Origin of the sequence: Pseudacidovorax sp. 1753 (genome assembly GCF_040544975.1) — a bacterium.
Classification (GTDB): Bacteria; Pseudomonadota; Gammaproteobacteria; order Burkholderiales; family Burkholderiaceae_C; genus Xenophilus.
In genome coordinates this window covers 48,700-66,153 of record NZ_JBEPKY010000008.1, presented here as the reverse complement: position 1 = coordinate 66,153, position 17,454 = coordinate 48,700, and the positions used below count along the sequence as shown (strand labels likewise).

Annotated in this window: 18 protein-coding genes; 4 read left to right on the top strand and 14 right to left on the bottom strand. The window is 69.4% G+C overall.

The annotated features are described in order from the left end of the window. Positions 1 to 6: 6 nt before the first annotated feature. Together ABIC63_RS11440 and ABIC63_RS11435 are read right to left on the bottom strand one after the other, a co-directional pair. Entirely contained in the window at positions 7 to 885 is an 879-nt protein-coding gene (locus ABIC63_RS11440; RefSeq protein WP_294368952.1) for a pirin family protein, read from the bottom strand. Positions 886 to 935: 50 nt separating this feature from the next. Next, positions 936 to 1,541, bottom strand: coding sequence for an FMN-dependent NADH-azoreductase (locus ABIC63_RS11435; RefSeq protein ID WP_354319842.1), 606 nt, complete (start codon positions 1,539 to 1,541; stop codon positions 936 to 938). Between the two features lie 105 nt (positions 1,542 to 1,646). On the opposite strand from ABIC63_RS11435, the gene ABIC63_RS11430 reads away from it, so the two are divergent. Beyond that, entirely contained in the window at positions 1,647 to 2,594 is a 948-nt protein-coding gene (locus tag ABIC63_RS11430) for a LysR family transcriptional regulator (RefSeq protein ID WP_294368956.1), read from the top strand. On the opposite strand, the gene ABIC63_RS11425 is transcribed toward ABIC63_RS11430, so the two are convergent. The 6 genes from ABIC63_RS11425 to ABIC63_RS11400 form a co-directional block, all read right to left on the bottom strand. After that, positions 2,576 to 3,310, bottom strand: coding sequence for an SDR family NAD(P)-dependent oxidoreductase (locus ABIC63_RS11425; protein ID WP_354319841.1), 735 nt, complete (start codon positions 3,308 to 3,310; stop codon positions 2,576 to 2,578). The two genes, ABIC63_RS11430 and ABIC63_RS11425, sit on opposite strands and share 19 nt — an antisense overlap. A 221-nt stretch (positions 3,311 to 3,531) precedes the next feature. Continuing rightward, positions 3,532 to 4,542 (bottom strand): transketolase family protein, encoded by a 1,011-nt coding sequence (locus tag ABIC63_RS11420; RefSeq protein ID WP_354319840.1) that lies wholly within the window; start codon positions 4,540 to 4,542, stop codon positions 3,532 to 3,534. Continuing rightward, a complete protein-coding gene (locus ABIC63_RS11415; protein ID WP_354319839.1) occupies positions 4,539 to 5,396 on the bottom strand; it encodes a transketolase in 858 nt (285 codons plus the stop codon). Before ABIC63_RS11415 ends, ABIC63_RS11420 begins: the two co-directional genes overlap by 4 nt. A gap of 37 nt (positions 5,397 to 5,433) precedes the next feature. Continuing rightward, on the bottom strand, positions 5,434 to 7,290 hold the full coding sequence (locus tag ABIC63_RS11410; RefSeq protein ID WP_502935866.1) for a TRAP transporter large permease: 1,857 nt from the start codon (positions 7,288 to 7,290) through the stop codon (positions 5,434 to 5,436). Positions 7,291 to 7,295: 5 nt separating this feature from the next. Continuing rightward, the gene (locus ABIC63_RS11405; RefSeq protein ID WP_294368968.1) at positions 7,296 to 8,327 is read right to left on the bottom strand and encodes a TRAP transporter substrate-binding protein; all 1,032 of its coding nucleotides are present in this window, start codon (positions 8,325 to 8,327) and stop codon (positions 7,296 to 7,298) included. Between the two features lie 46 nt (positions 8,328 to 8,373). Continuing rightward, complete coding sequence (locus tag ABIC63_RS11400) at positions 8,374 to 9,123, bottom strand: SDR family NAD(P)-dependent oxidoreductase (RefSeq protein WP_354319837.1); 750 nt, start codon at positions 9,121 to 9,123, stop codon at positions 8,374 to 8,376. 160 nt (positions 9,124 to 9,283) lie between these two features. Here ABIC63_RS11400 and ABIC63_RS11395 point away from each other — a divergent pair, with 160 nt between their 5' ends. The 3 genes from ABIC63_RS11395 to ABIC63_RS11385 all read left to right on the top strand — a co-directional run bounded on the left by ABIC63_RS11395 (position 9,284) and on the right by ABIC63_RS11385 (position 12,847). Beyond that, complete coding sequence (locus tag ABIC63_RS11395) at positions 9,284 to 10,168, top strand: LysR substrate-binding domain-containing protein (protein ID WP_294368975.1); 885 nt, start codon at positions 9,284 to 9,286, stop codon at positions 10,166 to 10,168. 207 nt (positions 10,169 to 10,375) lie between these two features. Next, positions 10,376 to 11,575: a DNA polymerase IV gene (dinB, locus tag ABIC63_RS11390; protein ID WP_354319983.1), complete on the top strand. Its 1,200-nt coding sequence runs from the start codon at positions 10,376 to 10,378 to the stop codon at positions 11,573 to 11,575. Between the two features lie 105 nt (positions 11,576 to 11,680). After that, on the top strand, positions 11,681 to 12,847 hold the full coding sequence (locus tag ABIC63_RS11385) for a DNA topoisomerase IB (RefSeq protein ID WP_354319836.1): 1,167 nt from the start codon (positions 11,681 to 11,683) through the stop codon (positions 12,845 to 12,847). Here the strand turns inward: ABIC63_RS11385 and ABIC63_RS11380 are convergent. From ABIC63_RS11380 to yaaA, 6 genes are all read right to left on the bottom strand, one after another. After that, positions 12,801 to 13,484, bottom strand: a complete 684-nt coding sequence (locus ABIC63_RS11380; RefSeq protein WP_354319835.1) for a hypothetical protein — start codon at positions 13,482 to 13,484, stop codon at positions 12,801 to 12,803. The two genes, ABIC63_RS11385 and ABIC63_RS11380, sit on opposite strands and share 47 nt — an antisense overlap. After that, complete coding sequence (locus ABIC63_RS11375; protein ID WP_294369207.1) at positions 13,481 to 13,837, bottom strand: response regulator; 357 nt, start codon at positions 13,835 to 13,837, stop codon at positions 13,481 to 13,483. Before ABIC63_RS11375 ends, ABIC63_RS11380 begins: the two co-directional genes overlap by 4 nt. Positions 13,838 to 13,991: 154 nt before the next feature. Next, the gene (gene queF / locus ABIC63_RS11370) at positions 13,992 to 14,849 is read right to left on the bottom strand and encodes an NADPH-dependent 7-cyano-7-deazaguanine reductase QueF (RefSeq protein WP_294368982.1); all 858 of its coding nucleotides are present in this window, start codon (positions 14,847 to 14,849) and stop codon (positions 13,992 to 13,994) included. Next, the gene (locus ABIC63_RS11365; RefSeq protein WP_354319834.1) at positions 14,846 to 15,763 is read right to left on the bottom strand and encodes an alpha/beta fold hydrolase; all 918 of its coding nucleotides are present in this window, start codon (positions 15,761 to 15,763) and stop codon (positions 14,846 to 14,848) included. The genes queF and ABIC63_RS11365 overlap by 4 nt, the downstream gene beginning before the upstream one ends. 16 nt (positions 15,764 to 15,779) lie before the next feature. Beyond that, positions 15,780 to 16,610: a 2OG-Fe(II) oxygenase gene (locus ABIC63_RS11360; protein ID WP_354319833.1), complete on the bottom strand. Its 831-nt coding sequence runs from the start codon at positions 16,608 to 16,610 to the stop codon at positions 15,780 to 15,782. Positions 16,611 to 16,655: 45 nt separating this feature from the next. Continuing rightward, positions 16,656 to 17,435, bottom strand: a complete 780-nt coding sequence (gene yaaA, locus ABIC63_RS11355) for a peroxide stress protein YaaA (RefSeq protein WP_354319832.1) — start codon at positions 17,433 to 17,435, stop codon at positions 16,656 to 16,658. Between the last annotated feature and the right edge of the window lie 19 nt (positions 17,436 to 17,454).

Sequence of the window (17,454 nt, the reverse complement as noted above, 5' to 3'; positions counted from 1 at the left end):
TTCTCCTCAAAGAATCAATGGTGGGACATCCGCCTGGAGCGGCACGGGCGAGGCGAGCCGGCCCATCTCGCCCGCCTCGAAGCGCCGGACCGCGGCAACGATCTGATCGGCGTTGTTCATGATGAAGGGGCCGCGGGCCACAACCGGCTCGTGGATCTCCTTGGCGGCCAGCACCAGCACCCGACCACCGGGACGGCCCTGCAGCTGCACGATGCCGCCGCCACGCACGGCCGCAGCCTCGCCCGCCTGCAGTTCGACGACGGCATCGCCGCCGTCGGCACGCAGGCCTACCTCGCCCGACTGCGCATAGAACAGGCCGAACTGCCCGGCCATCAGCGGAATGTCCACGCCCTTGCGAAGCGCCACGTCGAGCAGCGTGAACGGCTCGGCAGGCACTAGCGCGGAGGCCACCTCGCCGTAGCGGCCGACCACCACCCGGATCTGGTCGCCCCGGCCGTTCTGCCACCTGGGCACGTCCTTGCCGTCGAGCCACATCACGGACGGCACGATGGTCTTGCGGGCGGCGCTCAGGTTCACGAAGATCTGCGCGCCATGCAGCGACCGGGCCGGATCGGCCGGCAGCTCGTGGTGCATCACGCCGCGGCCTGCCTGGGTCCAGACGATGCCGCCCGGTCCGACCACGATGTCGTTGCCCAGCGAGTCCCGGGAGCGCGCCGCGCCCTCGGAGTCCTCGAACAGGTAGGTCACCGCCGAGAAGCCCGCGTGCGGATGCGGACCGAAGGCGCGCTCACCGACACGGAAGTCGTCGAAGTTCAGGATCGGCGACGAAGCGAGTCCGCGTTCGTGCAAGACGAAGCTCTGCACCGAGAAACCTGGGGAGGCCATGCGGCGGCCCTCCCCCAGGAACAGGATTTCCGTGGTCATGGACACGTCCTTGGGGCAAGTAAGGGGGGTCTCGGGCGGCGGTCGCGCGCTCAGGCTGCCAGCCGCGCGATGTCCTGTCCGGCGCTGTCGAACGCCTGGCTCTTGAACGCTTCGCCCATGGCCACGCCTTCGGCGCGGACAAAGCGGATGTCCTGCACGCCCAGGAAGCCAAAGATCGTGCGCAGGTAGGTTTCCTGGTGATCGAACGACGCCATCGGCGTGCCTTCGCTGAAGATGCCGCCGCGGGCCGAGGCAATGATCACCTTCTTGCCGCCACAGAGGCCGGCGGGACCCTTGTCGCTGTACTGGAAGGTCTTGCCCGCCACGCAGATGCGGTCGAACCAGGCCTTCAGCTGCGAGGGGATGCCCAGGTTGTACATGGGCACGCCGATGACCACGAGGTCGGCGTCGAGGAAGGTGTCGAGCGCGCGCGTGCCAGCGGCCAGGTCGGCCTGCAGCTCGGCGGAGACCGGGCCGCCGTGCTGGGCAGCGATGTGGGCCTTGCCCAGGTGGGCCAAAGGCGTCTCGCCCAGATCCAGACGCGTGACCTGGATGTCCTGGTTGGCGGCCTTGAGATGCGCCACGACCTTGGCGGAAAGCTCACGACTGACCGAGTGGTCGCCAAGGATGCTGGAGTCGATGTGCAGCAGATTCATGTCGGGGTCCAAGCTGGTGGGAGTTGAGGATGAGCTGGACGATAAGAAACGCCGATTGATCTGTGTAGACTATATTTTTCGATAAATACCATCGCATCGAACGATATGTTGGACGCCGTCACCCTTGACCAACTGCGCACCTTCATTGCGGCGGCCGACACCGGCAGCTTCTCGGCCGCCGGCCGTCAGTTGGGACGCGCCCAGTCGGTGGTCAGCCAGACCCTGGCCAACCTGGAGGGCCAATTGAACGTCCGGCTCTTCGACCGCACGCACCGCCGCCCCACCCTGACGCTCGCCGGGCGCGCGCTGCTGGTGGATGCACGGCTGGTGGCCAGCGACATGGACCGACTCAAGGCTCGGGCCAAGGAGATGGAGGCCGGGCTGGAGCCGGCGCTGAACATCGTGGCGCATGTCTTTCTGCCCACCGAAGTGCTGACCCGGGCCGTGGCCGCATTCCACCGGCAGTTCCCGCGCACGCCGCTGACCATCTCGGTGGAAGGCATGGGCGCCGTGATCGAACCGGTGATCGAGGGGCGCAGTTCCTTCGGCATCCGCGCGCCACTGCTGTCGCCGCATCCGGAGTTGACGAGCGAGCACCTGATGGCCGTGCCCTACCTGATGGTGGCTGCCCCCTCGCATCCGCTGGCGCAGCACCCACAGCCACTGCCTACGCGGCTGCTCCAGGAACATGTGCAACTGGTGCTGAGCGACCGCTCGCGCCTCCCGAACCAGGTGGATGCAGGCGTCATCTCGCCCCTGACCTGGCGCACCTCGGACCTTGGCGCCAAGCATGCCTTCCTGAAGGCCGGCCTGGGCTGGGGCGGCATGCCGCTGCCGGTGATCCAGGCGGACCTGCAGGCCGGGCGTCTGGTCGCGCTGGAGTTCGAGGAATCGCGCGCCAACGTCAGCATGTCGCTGGCCGCCTTCTACCGCACCGACTCGCCGCCGGGCCCGGCGGGCCGCTGGCTGCTGGACGAATTCAAGCGCAGCGCCAAGGCGGTGGATGCGGACCCGGCAGCGCCCGGAGCCACTCCTCAGGGCATGGGCGGGTAGATCAGTTCGGCCGCCTGCCGTGCGTCGGCGAAGGCCAGCAACCGCGCGGCGAGTTCGTGGGGTTCGATCTCGGGAATCGAGAAACCCGGCGGCAGGTCGAAGCGGACGGCACCCGACGCCATGGCGGTATGCCAGCCACTCTGGCGGATCACGGCAGAAAGCACCAGCATGCCGACATGGATGCCTTCGCGCGCCATTTCGCCATGCAGCGAGTGCAGGTAGTTGCGCGCCGCGGCCAGCGCGGGACCGGGCCCGCTCATGTACGGCATGCCGTGGATGGCCGAGCCGCCCAGGCCCACCAGGATGCTGCCCGCCTGCCGTCGGCGCATGTCCGGCAGCACCTGGGCCACGGCATCCATCAGCCCGTAGAGGAACAGGTCCATCTTGTCCTGCACGTCGGCCACGGTCAGCGTGGCCGCGGCGGTGAAGGCCTCGGGCGCGTTGGGGCCGTAGTACAGCGCATGGACCTCGCCGAAGCGTCCGCGGATCGCCGCGAACAGGCGCTGCATGTTGTCAGCCGAGGGGCGGAAGTCCGCCGAAAACGCGGCCGCCTCGATGCCTTCCTGGGCGAGATCCGCACAGAGCGCCTGCAGCGGCTCGATCCGGCGTGCGACGAGCGCGACGGCATGGCCTCTTATTCCGTATTCGCGGGCCAGCGCCTGGCCGAGGCCGGGTCCTGCACCCAGGATGGCCACGCATTGCTTCGATTCATTCATGGTGTTTGCCTTTGGTCAGCCGGCCCCGCTGGCGACAGGCAACGCCTTTCGCGGGCGGGGCGGCGGCAAGAATGTAGGAAGAAGGCGGGCGCTGCGGCAGCCCATATCTTTCGATGGCGACCATCGGCCTGGAAGATGGAAGGGGCCGTCCAGTGCCCCGGACGGCCCCTGTCGACCGCGCAATCGCACGCGGCACCAGGCCGCGCGGCGGCGCAGGAAGCTCAGCCGAGCCAGCCCTTGATGCGCGCGCCCAGGGCCTCGCGGCTGATGCCGTAGCGGTCGTGCAGCGTGGGCAGCGCACCGGCGTCCAGGAAGGCATCGGGCAACCCCGCCAGCTGGAAGCCCGCCGGCTGCACCCGGTGGCGCAGCAGCGCCGAGGCCACCGCCTCGCCCAGCCCGCCCACCACCGAGTGGTTCTCGGCCACCACCACCAGCCGCGGCTTCGCGCCCACCGCCGCCACGATGCTCGCCTCGTCCAGCGGCTTGATCGTCGGGCTGTGCAACACCGCCACCCCCACGTTGTCGCGCTGCAGATCGACCGCCACTTCCAGGGCGCGCATGGTCATGATGCCGCTGGAGATCACCAGCACGTCAGCCCCCTCGCGCAGCATCCTGGCCTTGCCCAACTCGAAGCGGTAGCCCTCGATCTCGTCGAGCACCAGCGGCACCTGCCCGCGCAGCAGCCGCATGTACACCGGGCCCGGATGCTCGGCGATCTGCGGCACCGCCTGCTCGATGTCCAGCGCATCGCACGGATCCACGATGGTCAGCCCGGGCACGCCGCGCATCATCGCCAGGTCCTCGGTGGCCTGGTGGCTCGGGCCGTAGCCGGTGGTCAGGCCCGGCAGCGCGCAGCAGATCTTGACGTTCAGGTTCTCCTCGGCGATTACCTGATGGATGAAGTCGTAGGCCCGGCGCGTGCCGAACACCGCATAGGTGGTGGCGAAGGGCACGCAGCCCTCCTTGGCCATGCCGCCGGCCGCACCCATCAGCAGCTGCTCGGCCATGCCCATCTGGAAGAAGCGCTCCGGGTAGGCCTGGGCGAACAGATGCAGGTCGGTGTACTTGGCCAGATCGGCCGTCAGGCCCAACACCTCGGGTCGGCTGGCGGCGTACTCGACCAGCGCCTTGCCGAAGGGCGCCGCCTTGGTGCGCTGCCCCTCCGAGGCGATGGAGGCGATCATGGCCGACGTGGTCAGCCGGGGCTTCTTTTCTGCGACGGCCTGGCTCATGCTGCGGCTCCTTGGGTGGCGGGGGTGGGACGGCCGGCGTCCAGGATGGCCAGCGCCTGTTGCCATTCGGGGGGATCGACGCGGATGAAGTGGTTCTTCTCGCGCTGCTCCAGGAAGGGCACGCCCTTGCCCATGAGGGTGTCGAAGAGGATGACGCGCGGCTTGGCTTCGGCCAAGTCCCGCGCGGCGTCGAAGGCGGCGAGCACGGCGGGCAGGTCGTTGCCGTTGACGCGCTGCACATGCCAACCGAAAGCAGCCCACTTGTCGGCCAGGGGCTCGAAGCCCAGCACCTTGCTGGAGGGGCCATCCGCCTGCTGGTTGTTGATGTCGACCAGGCAGATGAGGTTGTCCAGGCGGTGGTGGGCGGCGGCCATGGCGGCCTCCCAGGTGGAGCCCTCGTCGAGTTCGCCGTCGCTCATGCTGTTGTAGACGAAGGCGGGGTTGCGCTTGTGCTTCAGGCCCAGGGCCATGCCCACGCCGATGACCAAGCCCTGGCCGAGCGAGCCGCCGGAGATCTCCATGCCGGGCGTGTACGTGGCCATGCCGGACATGGGCAGGCGGCTGTCGTCGCTGCCGTAGGTCTCGAGTTCGGCCTCGTCGATGACGCCGGCCTCGATGAGGGCGGCGTAGTGGGCGATGGCGTAGTGGCCATGCGAGAGCAGGAAGCGGTCGCGGCCCTCCCACTCGGGCTCGCCGGGGCGCTGCTTCATGGCATGGCAGTAGGCCACGGCCAGCACATCGGCCCAGCCCAGGGCCTGGCCGATGTAGCCCTGGCCCTGCACCTCGCCCATGCGCAGGGCGTAGCGGCGGATGCGGTAGGCCCGCTCGCGCAAGTTGTTCGTCAGGTCAGACATGAGAGTTCTCAAGGATGAAAAGGACGGCTGCGGGCAATCAGCCCAGCAGCCCGATGGAAAACCAGGGCACAAAGGCGACGATCAGCAGACCGGCAAGCAGAGCCCCCAGGTAGGGCCAGATGCGGCGCACGGCCACATCGGGGTTCACGCGGCCGATGGTGCAGGCCGCGTAGTAGCCCAGGCCAAAAGGCGGGGCGAAAAGGCCGATGCCCATGGCCAGGATGATCACCATGGCGTAGTGCACCTCGTGCACGCCGATGGCCTTGGCCACCGGAAACAGCAGCGGGGCGAACAGCACCATGGCCGGAATGCCCTCCAGCACGCTGCCGAGCACCACGAAGGCCGCGATAGAAACCAGCAGGAAGCCGTACTTGCCGCCCGGCACGCTGCTCATCATGGCCGCCAGGCCATGCGAGAAGCCGGACTGCGTGAGCGCCCAGGACATGCCCGTGGCCGTGCCGATGATGAACAGGATGGCGCCTGACAGCGCGGCGGTATCGACCAGCATCGGATAGAGCCGACGCCAGTCGAAGCGGCGGTAGATCAGAAGGCCGGCCACCACCGCATAGGCGATGCCGATGGTCGACACCTCGGTGGCCGTCGCCACGCCCTCCACGACTGCCGTGCGAATGAGCACGGGCAGCAGCAGCGCTGGCAGCGCCACCAGCAGCGTGCGGCCAACCACGCCGATGGGCGCCCGCTGGAGACCGTGGGCAATCTCGGCGCTGCGCAGGCGCGCCAGCAGGGCCAGCAGCACGGCGAGCACCACGCCGGGCAGGATGCCGCCCGTGAACAGCGCGCTGATCGAAACGCCGGCTACCGAGCCGATGGTGATCAACACCAGCGAAGGCGGGATGGTCTCGGCCATCGCGCCGGAGGCAGCCAGCAGCGAGATCAGCTCGCCTTCGTGGTTGCCGCGCTTCTTCATCTCGGGCAGCAGCACCGGTGCAACGGCGGCCATGTCGGCCGTCTTGGCACCCGAGATGCCCGACACCAGCAGCATGGCGCCCAGCAGCACGTAGCTGAGACCCCCGCGCACATGCCCCAGCAGCGAGGCGAGAAAGTCCACCATCGCCTTGGCCATGCCCGTCATCTCGACCAGGTGCCCCAGCAGGATGAACAGCGGCACCGCCAGCAGGATGAGCGAACTCATGCCCTCGTCGATGCGTCCGGCCACCACCGACAGCGGCGTCGACGTGACGGTCAGCAGGAAGGCCACCGTGGCCATGCCGAAGCAGAACGCAATGGGCACGCCCAACAGCACCCCGCCGCCGAGCAGCACGGCGAAGAAGATCACCAGGTTCCAGTTGCCGATGGACTGCAGCCAGTCGGCCCCCAGCCACAGCGCGACGGCCATCGCAGCGATGGCGGCCGAGACGGCCAGCACGTCCGCCAGACTTCGGCGCGCCAGCCGCAGCACGCACATGCCGATCATGAAGACGCAGCCCACCGGCACCGCCGCGGCACGCACGGTGTTGGGCCAGGACAGCGCCGGCGTCTGCACCACCCATTCGTCCTGGGCGTATTCGGCCATCGGCACGATGAGCATCAGCAGCCACAGGCAGGGCAGCGCGATGGCCAGCACCTCGGCGCGGGCCTGGGCCCGTTCGCTCCAGCGCGAGACGAGTGCAGTGGTGCGCATGTGCGTGCCGCGCCGCAGTGCCACGGCGGCCCCGAGGTTGGCCAGCCAGAGGAAAAGGATCGACGCGAGCTCGTCGGTCCACGGAATGGGGCTGTCGAAGACGAAGCGCGAGATCACACCCGCCAGCAGGACCAGCACCTCCGCCACCACGAGCACGGCGGCCGGCGCCTCGACCAGGTGGCCGAGCCAGGCGTCCGCACGTGCCAGCCATCCGCCCTCCGACACCCGAACGGGCGTGACGTCCAGCAGCATCGCGCTCATCCCAGTCCCCCGACGCTGCCGTCCAGCAGCTTCCAGGCTTCATCGCCGAACTTGGCGCGCAGATCCTTGTAGAAGGTGCCTTTGGCCAGCGCGGCCTTGAATGCGTTCTTGTCCGGCTCGATGACCTGCACGCCCTTGCCCGCCAGCTCATCGCGCAGCGAGCCGTTGAGCGCAGCGATATCGGCGCGCTCGTCCAGCGCGGCCTTGTCGAGTTCGCGGCGCACGACTTCCTGAATGTCCTTGGGCAGGCGCTCCATGGCACGGCGGTTGCCGAGGATCCAGTAGGCATCCCAGACGTGGCCGGTCATGCTGCAGTACTTCTGCACTTCGTACAGACGCGCCGTCGCGATGATGGCCAGCGGGTTCTCCTGGCCTTCCACCAGCTTCGTCTGCAAGGCCGAATAGACCTCGTTGAAGTTGATCGGCGTCGGGCTGGCACCCAGGGCGGTGAAAAGCGAGGACAGCATGGGCGCCGCCGGCACGCGCAGCTTCATGCCCTTGAGGTCCTCGGGCGCCTTCACGGGCCGGGTGGAGGTCGTCACGTTGCGGAAGCCGTTGTCCCAGGCGCGGGACATGGTCAGCAGACCGACCTTCTCGATCTGCGCGCGGACATAGGTGCCCAGCGGGCCGTCCATCGCCTTCCAGACCTCGTCGTAGCTGTGGAAGGCGAAGCCGGTATTGACGATACCCGCGGCGGGCACCAGGGTGGACAGCACCACGCTGGCCTGATTGAAGAACTCGACGCCGCCGGAGCGCACCTGCGACAGCAGGTCGGTGTCGGAGCCCAGCTGGTTGGCCGGGAACAGCTTGATGTCCAGGCGTCCACCCGTCGCGTTGCGGATGCGATCGATCGCCTCCTGGGCGCGCTTGTTGACCGGATGCGACGGGTCCTGGCCTGTCGCGAACTTGTAGTTGAACTCGGCCGCATGGGCCGGCCGACTCGCGATGGAGAACAGCGGCAGCGCTGCCGAGGCGCCGAGCAATCGCCGGCGGGCGATTCGAGGAAATCCTTTGTTAGACGTTGTCATGGATGTCTCCTGGGTTTTGGAAAGATGTGACGCGAAGCCGGCGGGCTCAGTGAATGAGCATGCCGCCGTTGACGTCGAGCGTGATGCCAGTGCAATAGGCCGACAGATCGCTGCCGAGGAAGACGCAGGCGCCGGCCACGTCCATCGCACGGCCCAGGCGCGCGAGCGGAATCGTGTCCTCGATCTCCTTCTTCCGCTCGGGGCTGAGCTTGCCCTGGGTGATGTCGGTCTCGATGAGGCCCGGGGTGATGCAGTTGACGCGGATGCCCTCGATGCCGAACTCGCGCGCCATGGCGCGGGCCAGGCCGAGCACGCCGGCCTTGGCGGCCGAGTAGTGAGGCCCGCCGAAGATGCCGCCGCCGCGCTGAGCCGACACGGAGGAGATGCACACGATGGAGCCGCTCCTCTGCTGGCGCATGGCCGGCAGCACGGCCTGGGACATATACATCGTGCCGCGCAGGCTCACGTCCAGGATGCGGTCGTAGTCGGCACCCGTGATGTCCAGCGTCTTGACCGGCTGGGTGATGCCGGCGTTGTTGACGAGGATGTCGATGCGGCCGAAGGCCTGCAGCGCGGCGGCGGCAGCGGCCCCGCAGTCCGCCTTGTCGGTCACGTCGCCGACCACGCCGACATGGGCGCCACCCAGCCGGGCCGCGGCGGACCCGGGCTCGGCGCGCGCCAGGTCCATGATGACGACGCGGGCGCCCTGGGCGGCCATTTCGCGCGCGGTGGCAAAGCCCAGTCCATTGATGCCGGCACCACCGGTGATGAGCGCGACCTTGTCCTTGAGCAGCATGTTTCTCGTCTCCTTCGAGGTGGGCCCGCGGGCCCGTGGGGGCCGTGAAGACGGCCTGGGGTTGGGATGGCGCGCATGTTCCCGCTGCCCAAAGATGAAGGCAAACGATATTTCCTCAGGCTAAGATGACACTCATTCATCCAATGACCGGGGGAACCCTATGGCCGCCCTGCCTGCCGTCGCCAGCCTGCTGGCCTTCGAAGCAGTCGCCCGCCGCCGCAGCTTTGCGCTGGCCGCCGCCGAACTGCATCTCACGCCGTCGGCCATCAGCCACCAGGTGGCACGCCTGGAGGCCGACCTGGGCGTACGACTGTTCGAGCGCAGTGCACATGGCGTGCGCCTGAGCGAGGCCGGGGGGCGCTACATCGAACGCGTGGGCGGCGCGCTCACCGCCATCGCCACGGCGACCGACGACCTTCGCCAGGGCATGGACAACAGCCTGTACGTGCACTCGGCACCCAGCATCGCCAGCCTCTGGCTGATGCCCCGGCTGCGGGGATTCGCGCAGGCCCATCCGGACATCTCGCTGAACCTGTCGGCCGCCCACACGCACAGCGACTTTGCGCTCGGCCAGGCGGACATCGACCTGCGCTACGGCGTGCCGCAATGGGGCGACCTGGTGGTCGAGCCCCTGTTCGAGGAGCGGATCGTGCCCCTGGCCAGCCCGGCCTTCATCCGCGAGCACCGGCTGCGACGCGTCGCGCAGTTGCTGGAGGTGCCGCTGATCCAGAGCAACGTGAGCGTGGTGCAGTGGTCCGACTGGCTCCAGGCCTTCTCGGACCAGCGTCCGCCCGACCGTTTCGCGCTGCGCTTCGACCGTGCGCAGATGTCGCTCGACGCGGCCACGCAGGGCCTGGGCGTGGCCCTGGAAAGCGCCACCAATGCCGCCGGCCATCTGGCCGAGGGCCGTCTCAAGCCCATCTTCGGGCTCGACATGGCGATCAAGGTCAAGGCCCATTTCCTGGTCTATCCCGCACGGCACGCCAACCGGCCGGCCGTCGAGGCCTTCCTCTCCTGGATCCACGGCGAGGCGGCACGCGCCTGAGGCGGGCAAGCCGCCCTCGATGCAGCCGGCCGCCCGAGCGGCCCCGCGGCCTCCGATGCAGCCCGAAGAAGGCGGCCGACGGTGCGGCGAAGCCTGGCCGCCTTCGGACCCTGGGGGTTGAGCTCGCCTCGGTCGGCGAAGGCGCCCCGCCTTGCGGACAATCCAAGGGTGAGTTCCGCCCCCATCCGCCGCATCGCCCACCTCGACATGGACGCCTTCTTCGCCTCCGTCGAGCTGCTGCGCTATCCGCAGCTCAAGGGCCTGCCGGTGGTGGTGGGCGGCGGTCGGCGGCGGCTGGAAGAGGTCATCGGCGGCCTGCCGCCCGACACGCCGCTGGACCGCATTCCCATCGCCGCCTTTCCGCGCCTGGCCGACTACGTGGGCCGGGGCGTCATCACCACCGCCACCTATCCGGCCCGGCAGTTCGGCATCGGCTCCGCCATGGGCATGATGAAGGCCGCCAAGCTGTGCCCGCAGGCGCTGATGCTGCCCACCGACTTCGACGAGTACCGCCGCTATTCGCGCGCCTTCAAGAAGATCGTGACCGACATCGCCCCCGTGATGCAGGACCGCGGCGTGGACGAGGTCTACATCGACTTCACCGACGTGCCTGGGGGCCAGCGCGAGGGCGGGCGGGTGCTGGCGCGGCTGATCCAGAAGTCGATCTTCGACGCCACGGGCCTCACATGCTCGATCGGCGTGGCGCCCAACAAGCTGCTGGCCAAGATGGCCAGCGAGTTCGACAAGCCCAACGGCATCACCGTGCTCTACGAACACGAACTGGCCGACCGCATCTGGCCGCTGCCCGTGCGCAAGGTCAACGGCATCGGGCCCAAGGCAGAGGCCAAGATGACGCGGCTGGGCCTGCACACCATCGGCGACCTGGCCAAGTGCGAGCGCGATTGGCTGGTGCAGCACTTCGGCAAGGCCTACGGCGCCTGGCTGCACGAGGTGGCCTGGGGCCGCGACGACCGGCCGGTGGAGACCGAGAGCGAGCCCGTCTCCATGAGCCGAGAGACCACCTTCGAGCGCGACCTGCACGCCGTGCGCGACCGGGCCGAACTCGGCGCCATCTTCACCCGCCTGTGCGAGAAGGTGGCCGAGGACCTGCAGCGCAAGGGCTATGTGGGCCGCACCATCGGCGTCAAGCTGCGCTATGCGGACTTCAAGATCGCCACCCGCGACCAGTCGCTGGAGCTGTACACCGCCGATGCGAAGCTGATCCGCCGCACGGCCGGCCTGGCCCTCAAGCGCGTACCGCTGGAGAAGCCCCTGCGCCTGATCGGCGTGCGGGTGGGGGCATTGGTGAAGGCGGGCAGCGCCGAGGCCCAGGCGCCCGTGCGTCGAAGCGGCGGCGCCAGCAAGCCGGCCGCGCCCCCAGGACCGGTCACCGCCTCGCTGTTCTGACCTCGGCCGACCGCGGGCCGACGACTCGGCGCACCGAGGCCCCGCCGGGCGTCCTACAACGGGGCACCGTTCGCCATGGCAGCTTGCAGGCAAACAGCCTGCACCATGCTCGACGCCACCGCCTCATCCCACCCAGAAACGGCTGCAGTGCCGGCGCCCACCCCCATCGGCAACGGTCTCGTCTATGTCTCCAGCGAGATGCCCGGCATCGAGCGCGTGCGCGACGGCCAGAATTTTCGCTACCGCGATGCGGACGGCCGCTGGATCCGCGACGAGGACGAGATCGCACGCATCCGCAAGCTGGCGATCCCGCCCGCCTACGAGCAGGTCTGGATCTGCCCGCTGGCCAACGGCCATCTGCAGGCCACGGGACTGGATGCACGCGGCCGGCGGCAGTACCGCTACCACGCGGACTGGCGGCTGCTGAAGGACGAAGCCAAGTTCGAGCGGCTGGAGCAGTTCGGTCAGGCCCTGCCCCGCATCCGCGCACGGGTACAGCGCGACCTGAACAAGGCGCGCGGCAAGCCCTCGCGGTCGGCGGTGCTGGCCGCCATCGTGCGGCTGCTCGACACCACCTACCTGCGGATCGGCAACGAGGAATATGCGCGGACCAACAAGTCCTTCGGCCTGACGACGCTGCGCAACCGGCATCTGCAGTCGACCCGCGGCCGGCTCACGCTGCGCTTTCGCGGCAAGAGCGGCGTGATGCACGAGGCCGAGGTGGGCGACCAACGCGTCGCGCGCGTGGTGCGCCAGTGCCAGCAGCTGCCGGGCCAGGCCCTGTTCCAGTACCTGGACGAGGACGGCGAGCAGCGCCATGTGAGTTCCGGCGACGTCAACGACTACCTGCGCGAGGCGACCGGCGGCGAGTTCACTGCCAAGGACTTCCGCACCTGGCACGGCTCGGTGCAGGCGCTGGAACTCACGCGGCTGGCCTGCGACCGCCAGGTGGAGGAATCGACCGGCCTGCGGATCCGCGCCAAGGAGATCCTGGCGGCGGTGGCCAGGCAGTTGGGCAACACACCCGCGGTCTGCCGCAAGGCCTACATCCACCCCGCGGTGCTGGCGCTGGGCGGCAAGCTCTCGGCCGATGCCGAGGCGATGTCGAAGGTGTGGGACGGACTGGGCACGGCGCGCACGCGGCGCGGCCTTCTGGCGGCGGAGGGGCGGCTGATGGACTTCCTGCGCCACCACCGGCTCGCGCTGGCGCGCGAGGCGCGTCAGCTCAAGCGGGTTTCATCGACAGCACGACCTCGTCGCGCTCGATCGTGATGGTGCGGCCGAGGTCATCGGCCAGGTTCTGCAGGCACACGGCATCGATGGCCAGGCTGCGCGGGGCACGGTGCGGCATCAGCTCCACATCCTCGCGACCGTCAGGCTTGGGCGCGACGCGCACCCGCACCATGTGAGGCTCGTCGCCGGGCTCGATGCGAACCAGCACCGGCTCCTCGGTCTGGTCGTGAAGGTGGCCCAGCGCCCCCAGCAGCAGGTAACGCAAGGCGGCACCGTCGGGCCAGCGCACCTCGTCCGGCGCCGAGGCGTCGAGGCGCTCGTCGATCTCCAAGGACAGGCCATTGAGGTCGAAAGCGGCGCGCATGAGGCCGGCGCACTGACGCACCAGCTCGCTGCGGGCGAGGCCCTCGTCATTGGTCGCCAGCTCCCAGTCGCGCAGCGCACGCACCGAATCGACCAGCAGCGCCAGCTGGTCGCTGGCCTGGTCCACGCGCTGCATGCAGGCGGCGCCATCGACCGGGTTGGCGCCGGCATGGCGTTTGAGCATCAGCAGCGTCATGCGCAGCAGGGAGACGGGACCCGCCATCTCGTGCCGGAGGGCGGGCAACGCCCGCATGAGAAGTTCATGCCGGACGCCGGCGGCGATCCAGCTGCGGGCGCTGGGGGAGGACTTCATGCGGAAGCCGGTGGGGCCAGCAGCCGGTCCAGCGCGTCGAAGTCGATCGGCTTCTGCAGGTAATGGTCGAAATAGGGCACGGCGTGTGCGCCCGTCGCGTCACCGGCACCGTAGCCGGAGATCGCCACCAGCAGCAGCGGCCGGTCGCCGGCATTGCTGCGCAGATGTTGCGCCACCTCGGTGCCAGGACGGTCAGGCAGCGTGAGGTCGACAAGCGCGACGTCGTAGCTGTCCTGCGAGAAGGCATCGATGGCCTCCTGCGCGGTGTGCGCACAGCGGGCCTGATGGTCCTGCAGGACGATCAGCTCCTGCAGCAGTTCGGCCGCGGAGACGTTGTCGTCGACGATGAGCACGTTCAAGCGGAAGGTCCTCTTGCGTTGTGTCTGGATGGAAGGCCGCTCCGGGGTCGGCAGCCGGTGGGGCAGTATGCGCGCCGCCGTCCGCCCAGGCTGTAGGAACATGCCGACGGCGCGTTCCAAGGCCACGCCGGCCCGGCCGGCGCCCCGGTCATTGCCGGGCGGTGCGGATGTTCGGCGGCAGCGCCTGCGGCGAGCTGGTGCGCAAGGGATTGATGTCGAGCCCGCCGCGCCGGGTGTAGCGGCAGTAGACGGCCAGGCGCGTCGGGGCGCAGCGGCGCCAGATGTCCGTGAAGATGCGCTCGGCGCAGGGCTCGTGGAATTCGTTGTGGTTGCGAAAGCTCACGATGTAGCGCAGCAGCCCTTCCTGGTCGATGGGCGGGCCGCTGTAGCTGATCTGCACGCTGCCCCAGTCGGGCTGGCCGGTGACGCGGCAGTTGCTCTTGAGCAGGCGGCTCGTCAGCGTCTCGTTGACCGCAGGCTCGCCCGGCACGGTGCGCAGCAGTTCGGGCCTGGGTTCGTAGTCGGTGCAGTCCACGTCGAGGCGGTCGAGGTCCAGGCCTGACAGCTCCTCCACCCGCTCGGCATCGAACTGGGAAGGTGCCAGCAGCCTGACGCCCACGCTGCCACTGCGCTCGCTGCCGCGCCAGACGGCCTCGCCCAGGTCGGCGCGCAGGCGCTCTCGCACGGCCTCGGCATCGGCGAAGGTGCTGCTGTTGAAGCTGTTGAGGTAGAGCTTGAAGGACTTGCTCTCGATGATGTTGGGCGTCTCGCAGGGCACTGTGAAGTGCGCGATGGCCAGTTGCGGCTTGCCGCGCGGATTGAGCCACGACAGCTCGAAGGCGGTCCACAGGTCGGCGCCGAAGAAGGGCAGCCGCTGCGTGTCGATGCCCATCTCCTCGCGCTGCAGGGCGCGCGGCAGGGGGAAGAGCAGCGAGGGGTCGTAGCGGTCGACGTAGGCCGAGGCCCGGCCCAGCTGCGACTGCTCGGGGGTGTTGTCCAGACTCATGCCGCCGATTGTCGGCGGGCGTCGGCGTCCTGAAGAAAGGGAAGGACATGCCCCGCCATCTGCGCCGCGACGGCCGGTGGCCAGTCGTGACCCATGCCGGGGACGCCGACGAAGCGCGCGCCCGGAATGCGGCGCGCGGTGTCGCGGCCGCATTCGACGGGCAGCAGCGGGTCGGCCTCGCCGTGCAGCACCAGCGCCGGGCAGACGATCCGCGAAAGAAGCGCGGGCCGTTCGCTGTCGGCCCAGATGGCCAGCAACTGGCGCTGGGTGCCTGCGGGGTCGTAGTTGCGGCGCAGCGCCGTGCGCACCTGCTCGCGCAGCACGGCGTCGTCCAGCGGCCAGGCGGGGCTCTGGATCAGGCGCAGCAGGCCGACGCTGTGGTCCACCAGCGCGTCCTCGCCGGCACTGCGGCGCGGCGGCCGGCGCAGCATCGCGGCAGCCACCTCGGCCCGGGGACCGGGCAGGTGGCGGGCCCCGCTGCTGCTCATGACGCTGGTCAGGCTGAGCACGCGATCCGGCGCCGTGGCCGCCATGCGCTGGACGATCATCCCGCCCATGGAGACGCCCAGCACATGCGCCTGGGCGATGCCCAGGGCGTCGAGCAGGCCCAGCGCGTCGTTCGCCATGTCCTGCAGGCCGTAGGGCACATCCAGCGCCCGGCCCATGCGCATGCGCAGGGCCTGCCACATCAGGTTGCTGCGCGCGGCATCGTGCAGGTGGGTGGAGAGGCCCGCATCCCGGTTGTCGTGGCGCAGCACGCGGTAGCCGGCGCCGGTGAGCGCATCCACCAGCGATGCGGGCCAGGCGATGAACTGCATGCCCAGGCCCATGACCAGCAGTACCACGGGCCCGTTGCCGCCGCTGTCCTCGAAGGCGATGTCGATGCCGTTGGCGCGGGCAGTGCCGGCGTTCATCGCGGTACCACCCCGCTCACTTGAACTCGCCCTCTCGCAGCCACTTGGTGGCCACCCATTTCTCGCCCGCCTCCACCGGCGCGCCGCCGTGCAGCGTCTTGGTGGCCGGATGCGGCCGGTCGTAGGAGAAGAAGACGCCCGTGCCCCGCACCGGCGCCACCGCCAGGCCCACGTCCGGAAAGGTCGTGGCACCGCCGCGCTCGGGCTCCTGCAGGTACATCACCAGCGTGCCCACCCGCTGGCCGCCACGGCGCAGGATGGTGGGCGTACCGGGTTCGCCCGGATCGAAGTAGTCGTAATGCGGCCGGTACTGGGCGCCGGGCGAGTAGCGCAGGATCTGCAGGCCCTCCCCCCGCTCCACGGGCCAGTTCAGCAGCCGGGCGATGCGTGCCTCGATGCGTGTGACCAGCTCGCTTTCGCCACGCTGGAAGAACATGCCGTCGCTGGTGCGGTCCGCGTTGACGGCCTCGCCGCCCGTCTTGGTCTCCACCGTGAGCGAGCGGGCCAGGCGGGCACGGGCGGCCTCGATCAGCCCCTCGCATTCCTCGTCGTCGAGCAACTGGCCGAAGACCACCACGCGAGGCTGCGCCAGCGTCTGCATCACCTGCACGCGGCGGTCGCCGGCGTCGAGGTAGAGCGGGTCGCCATCGAGCCGGGGCTCGGGCATCTCGGTGCGCCGGGGCGGCGGCTCGGCGGGTGCGCCGCGCTCCAGTTCGGCCAGCGCCATGTCGGTCGCATCGTCGCGCCAGCCGGCGGCATGCATCGACGCGCGCAGCGTGGCGACGGAATGGCCGGCAGCGAGCTGGGACTGGATCCACTGCCGGAGTTCGGGGGTGAGGGCTTGCATGCGCTGGGACTCCCTGGGCTTGGGCCGAATGCGTCAGGATACCTTTCAGCCGCGACGGAACACCAGCCGGTCCGGCTGCGAAACCTCGGGCGCGAAGGCATAGCCTTCGAGGTCGAAGGCTTCCAGCCGGCGGGGCGTGCCCGCCTTGTGCAGGATGGCCCAGCGCGCCATCAGGCCGCGGGCGCGCTTGGCATAGAAGCTCACGATCTTGTAGTCGTCGCCCTTTCGCTCCTGGAACACGCATTCGACGACGCGGGCCTTGAGCGCCTTCTGGTCGACGGCCTTGAAGTATTCCTGCGAGGCCAGGTTGACCACCACCGGCGTGCGGTCCGCGGCCAGGCGCTCGTTGAGCCAGAGCGCGATGCGGTCGCCCCAGAAAGCGTACAGGTCCTTGCCGCGCGGGTTGGCCAGGGCCGTGCCCATCTCCAGGCGGTAGGGCTGCAGCCGGTCCAGTGGACGCAGCACGCCGTACAGGCCGCTGAGGATCACCACATGCTCCTGCGCCCAATCGAGCTGCGCGGCGCTCAGGCTGCGCGCGTCCAGGCCGCCGTAGACGTCGCCGTCGAAGGCCAGCGCGGCCTGTCGGGCGTTCTTGGCAGTGCCCTTGGGGGCCCAGGCCTCGTAGCGGGCCGCATTGAGGGCAGCCAGCTTGTCCGACAGGTGCATCAGTTCGGCCACCTGCAGCGGCGACTTCTGGCGCAGCAGGCCGATCAGCTCGGCAGCGGGGCCGCGGGCGCCCTCGAACACGGGCTGGGTGGCGGGCAGGTCTTCGGGAACGGGCGCTTCGTAATCGAGCGACTTGGCGGGCGAGAGCAGGAAGAGCATCGGGGAATTATGGAAGACC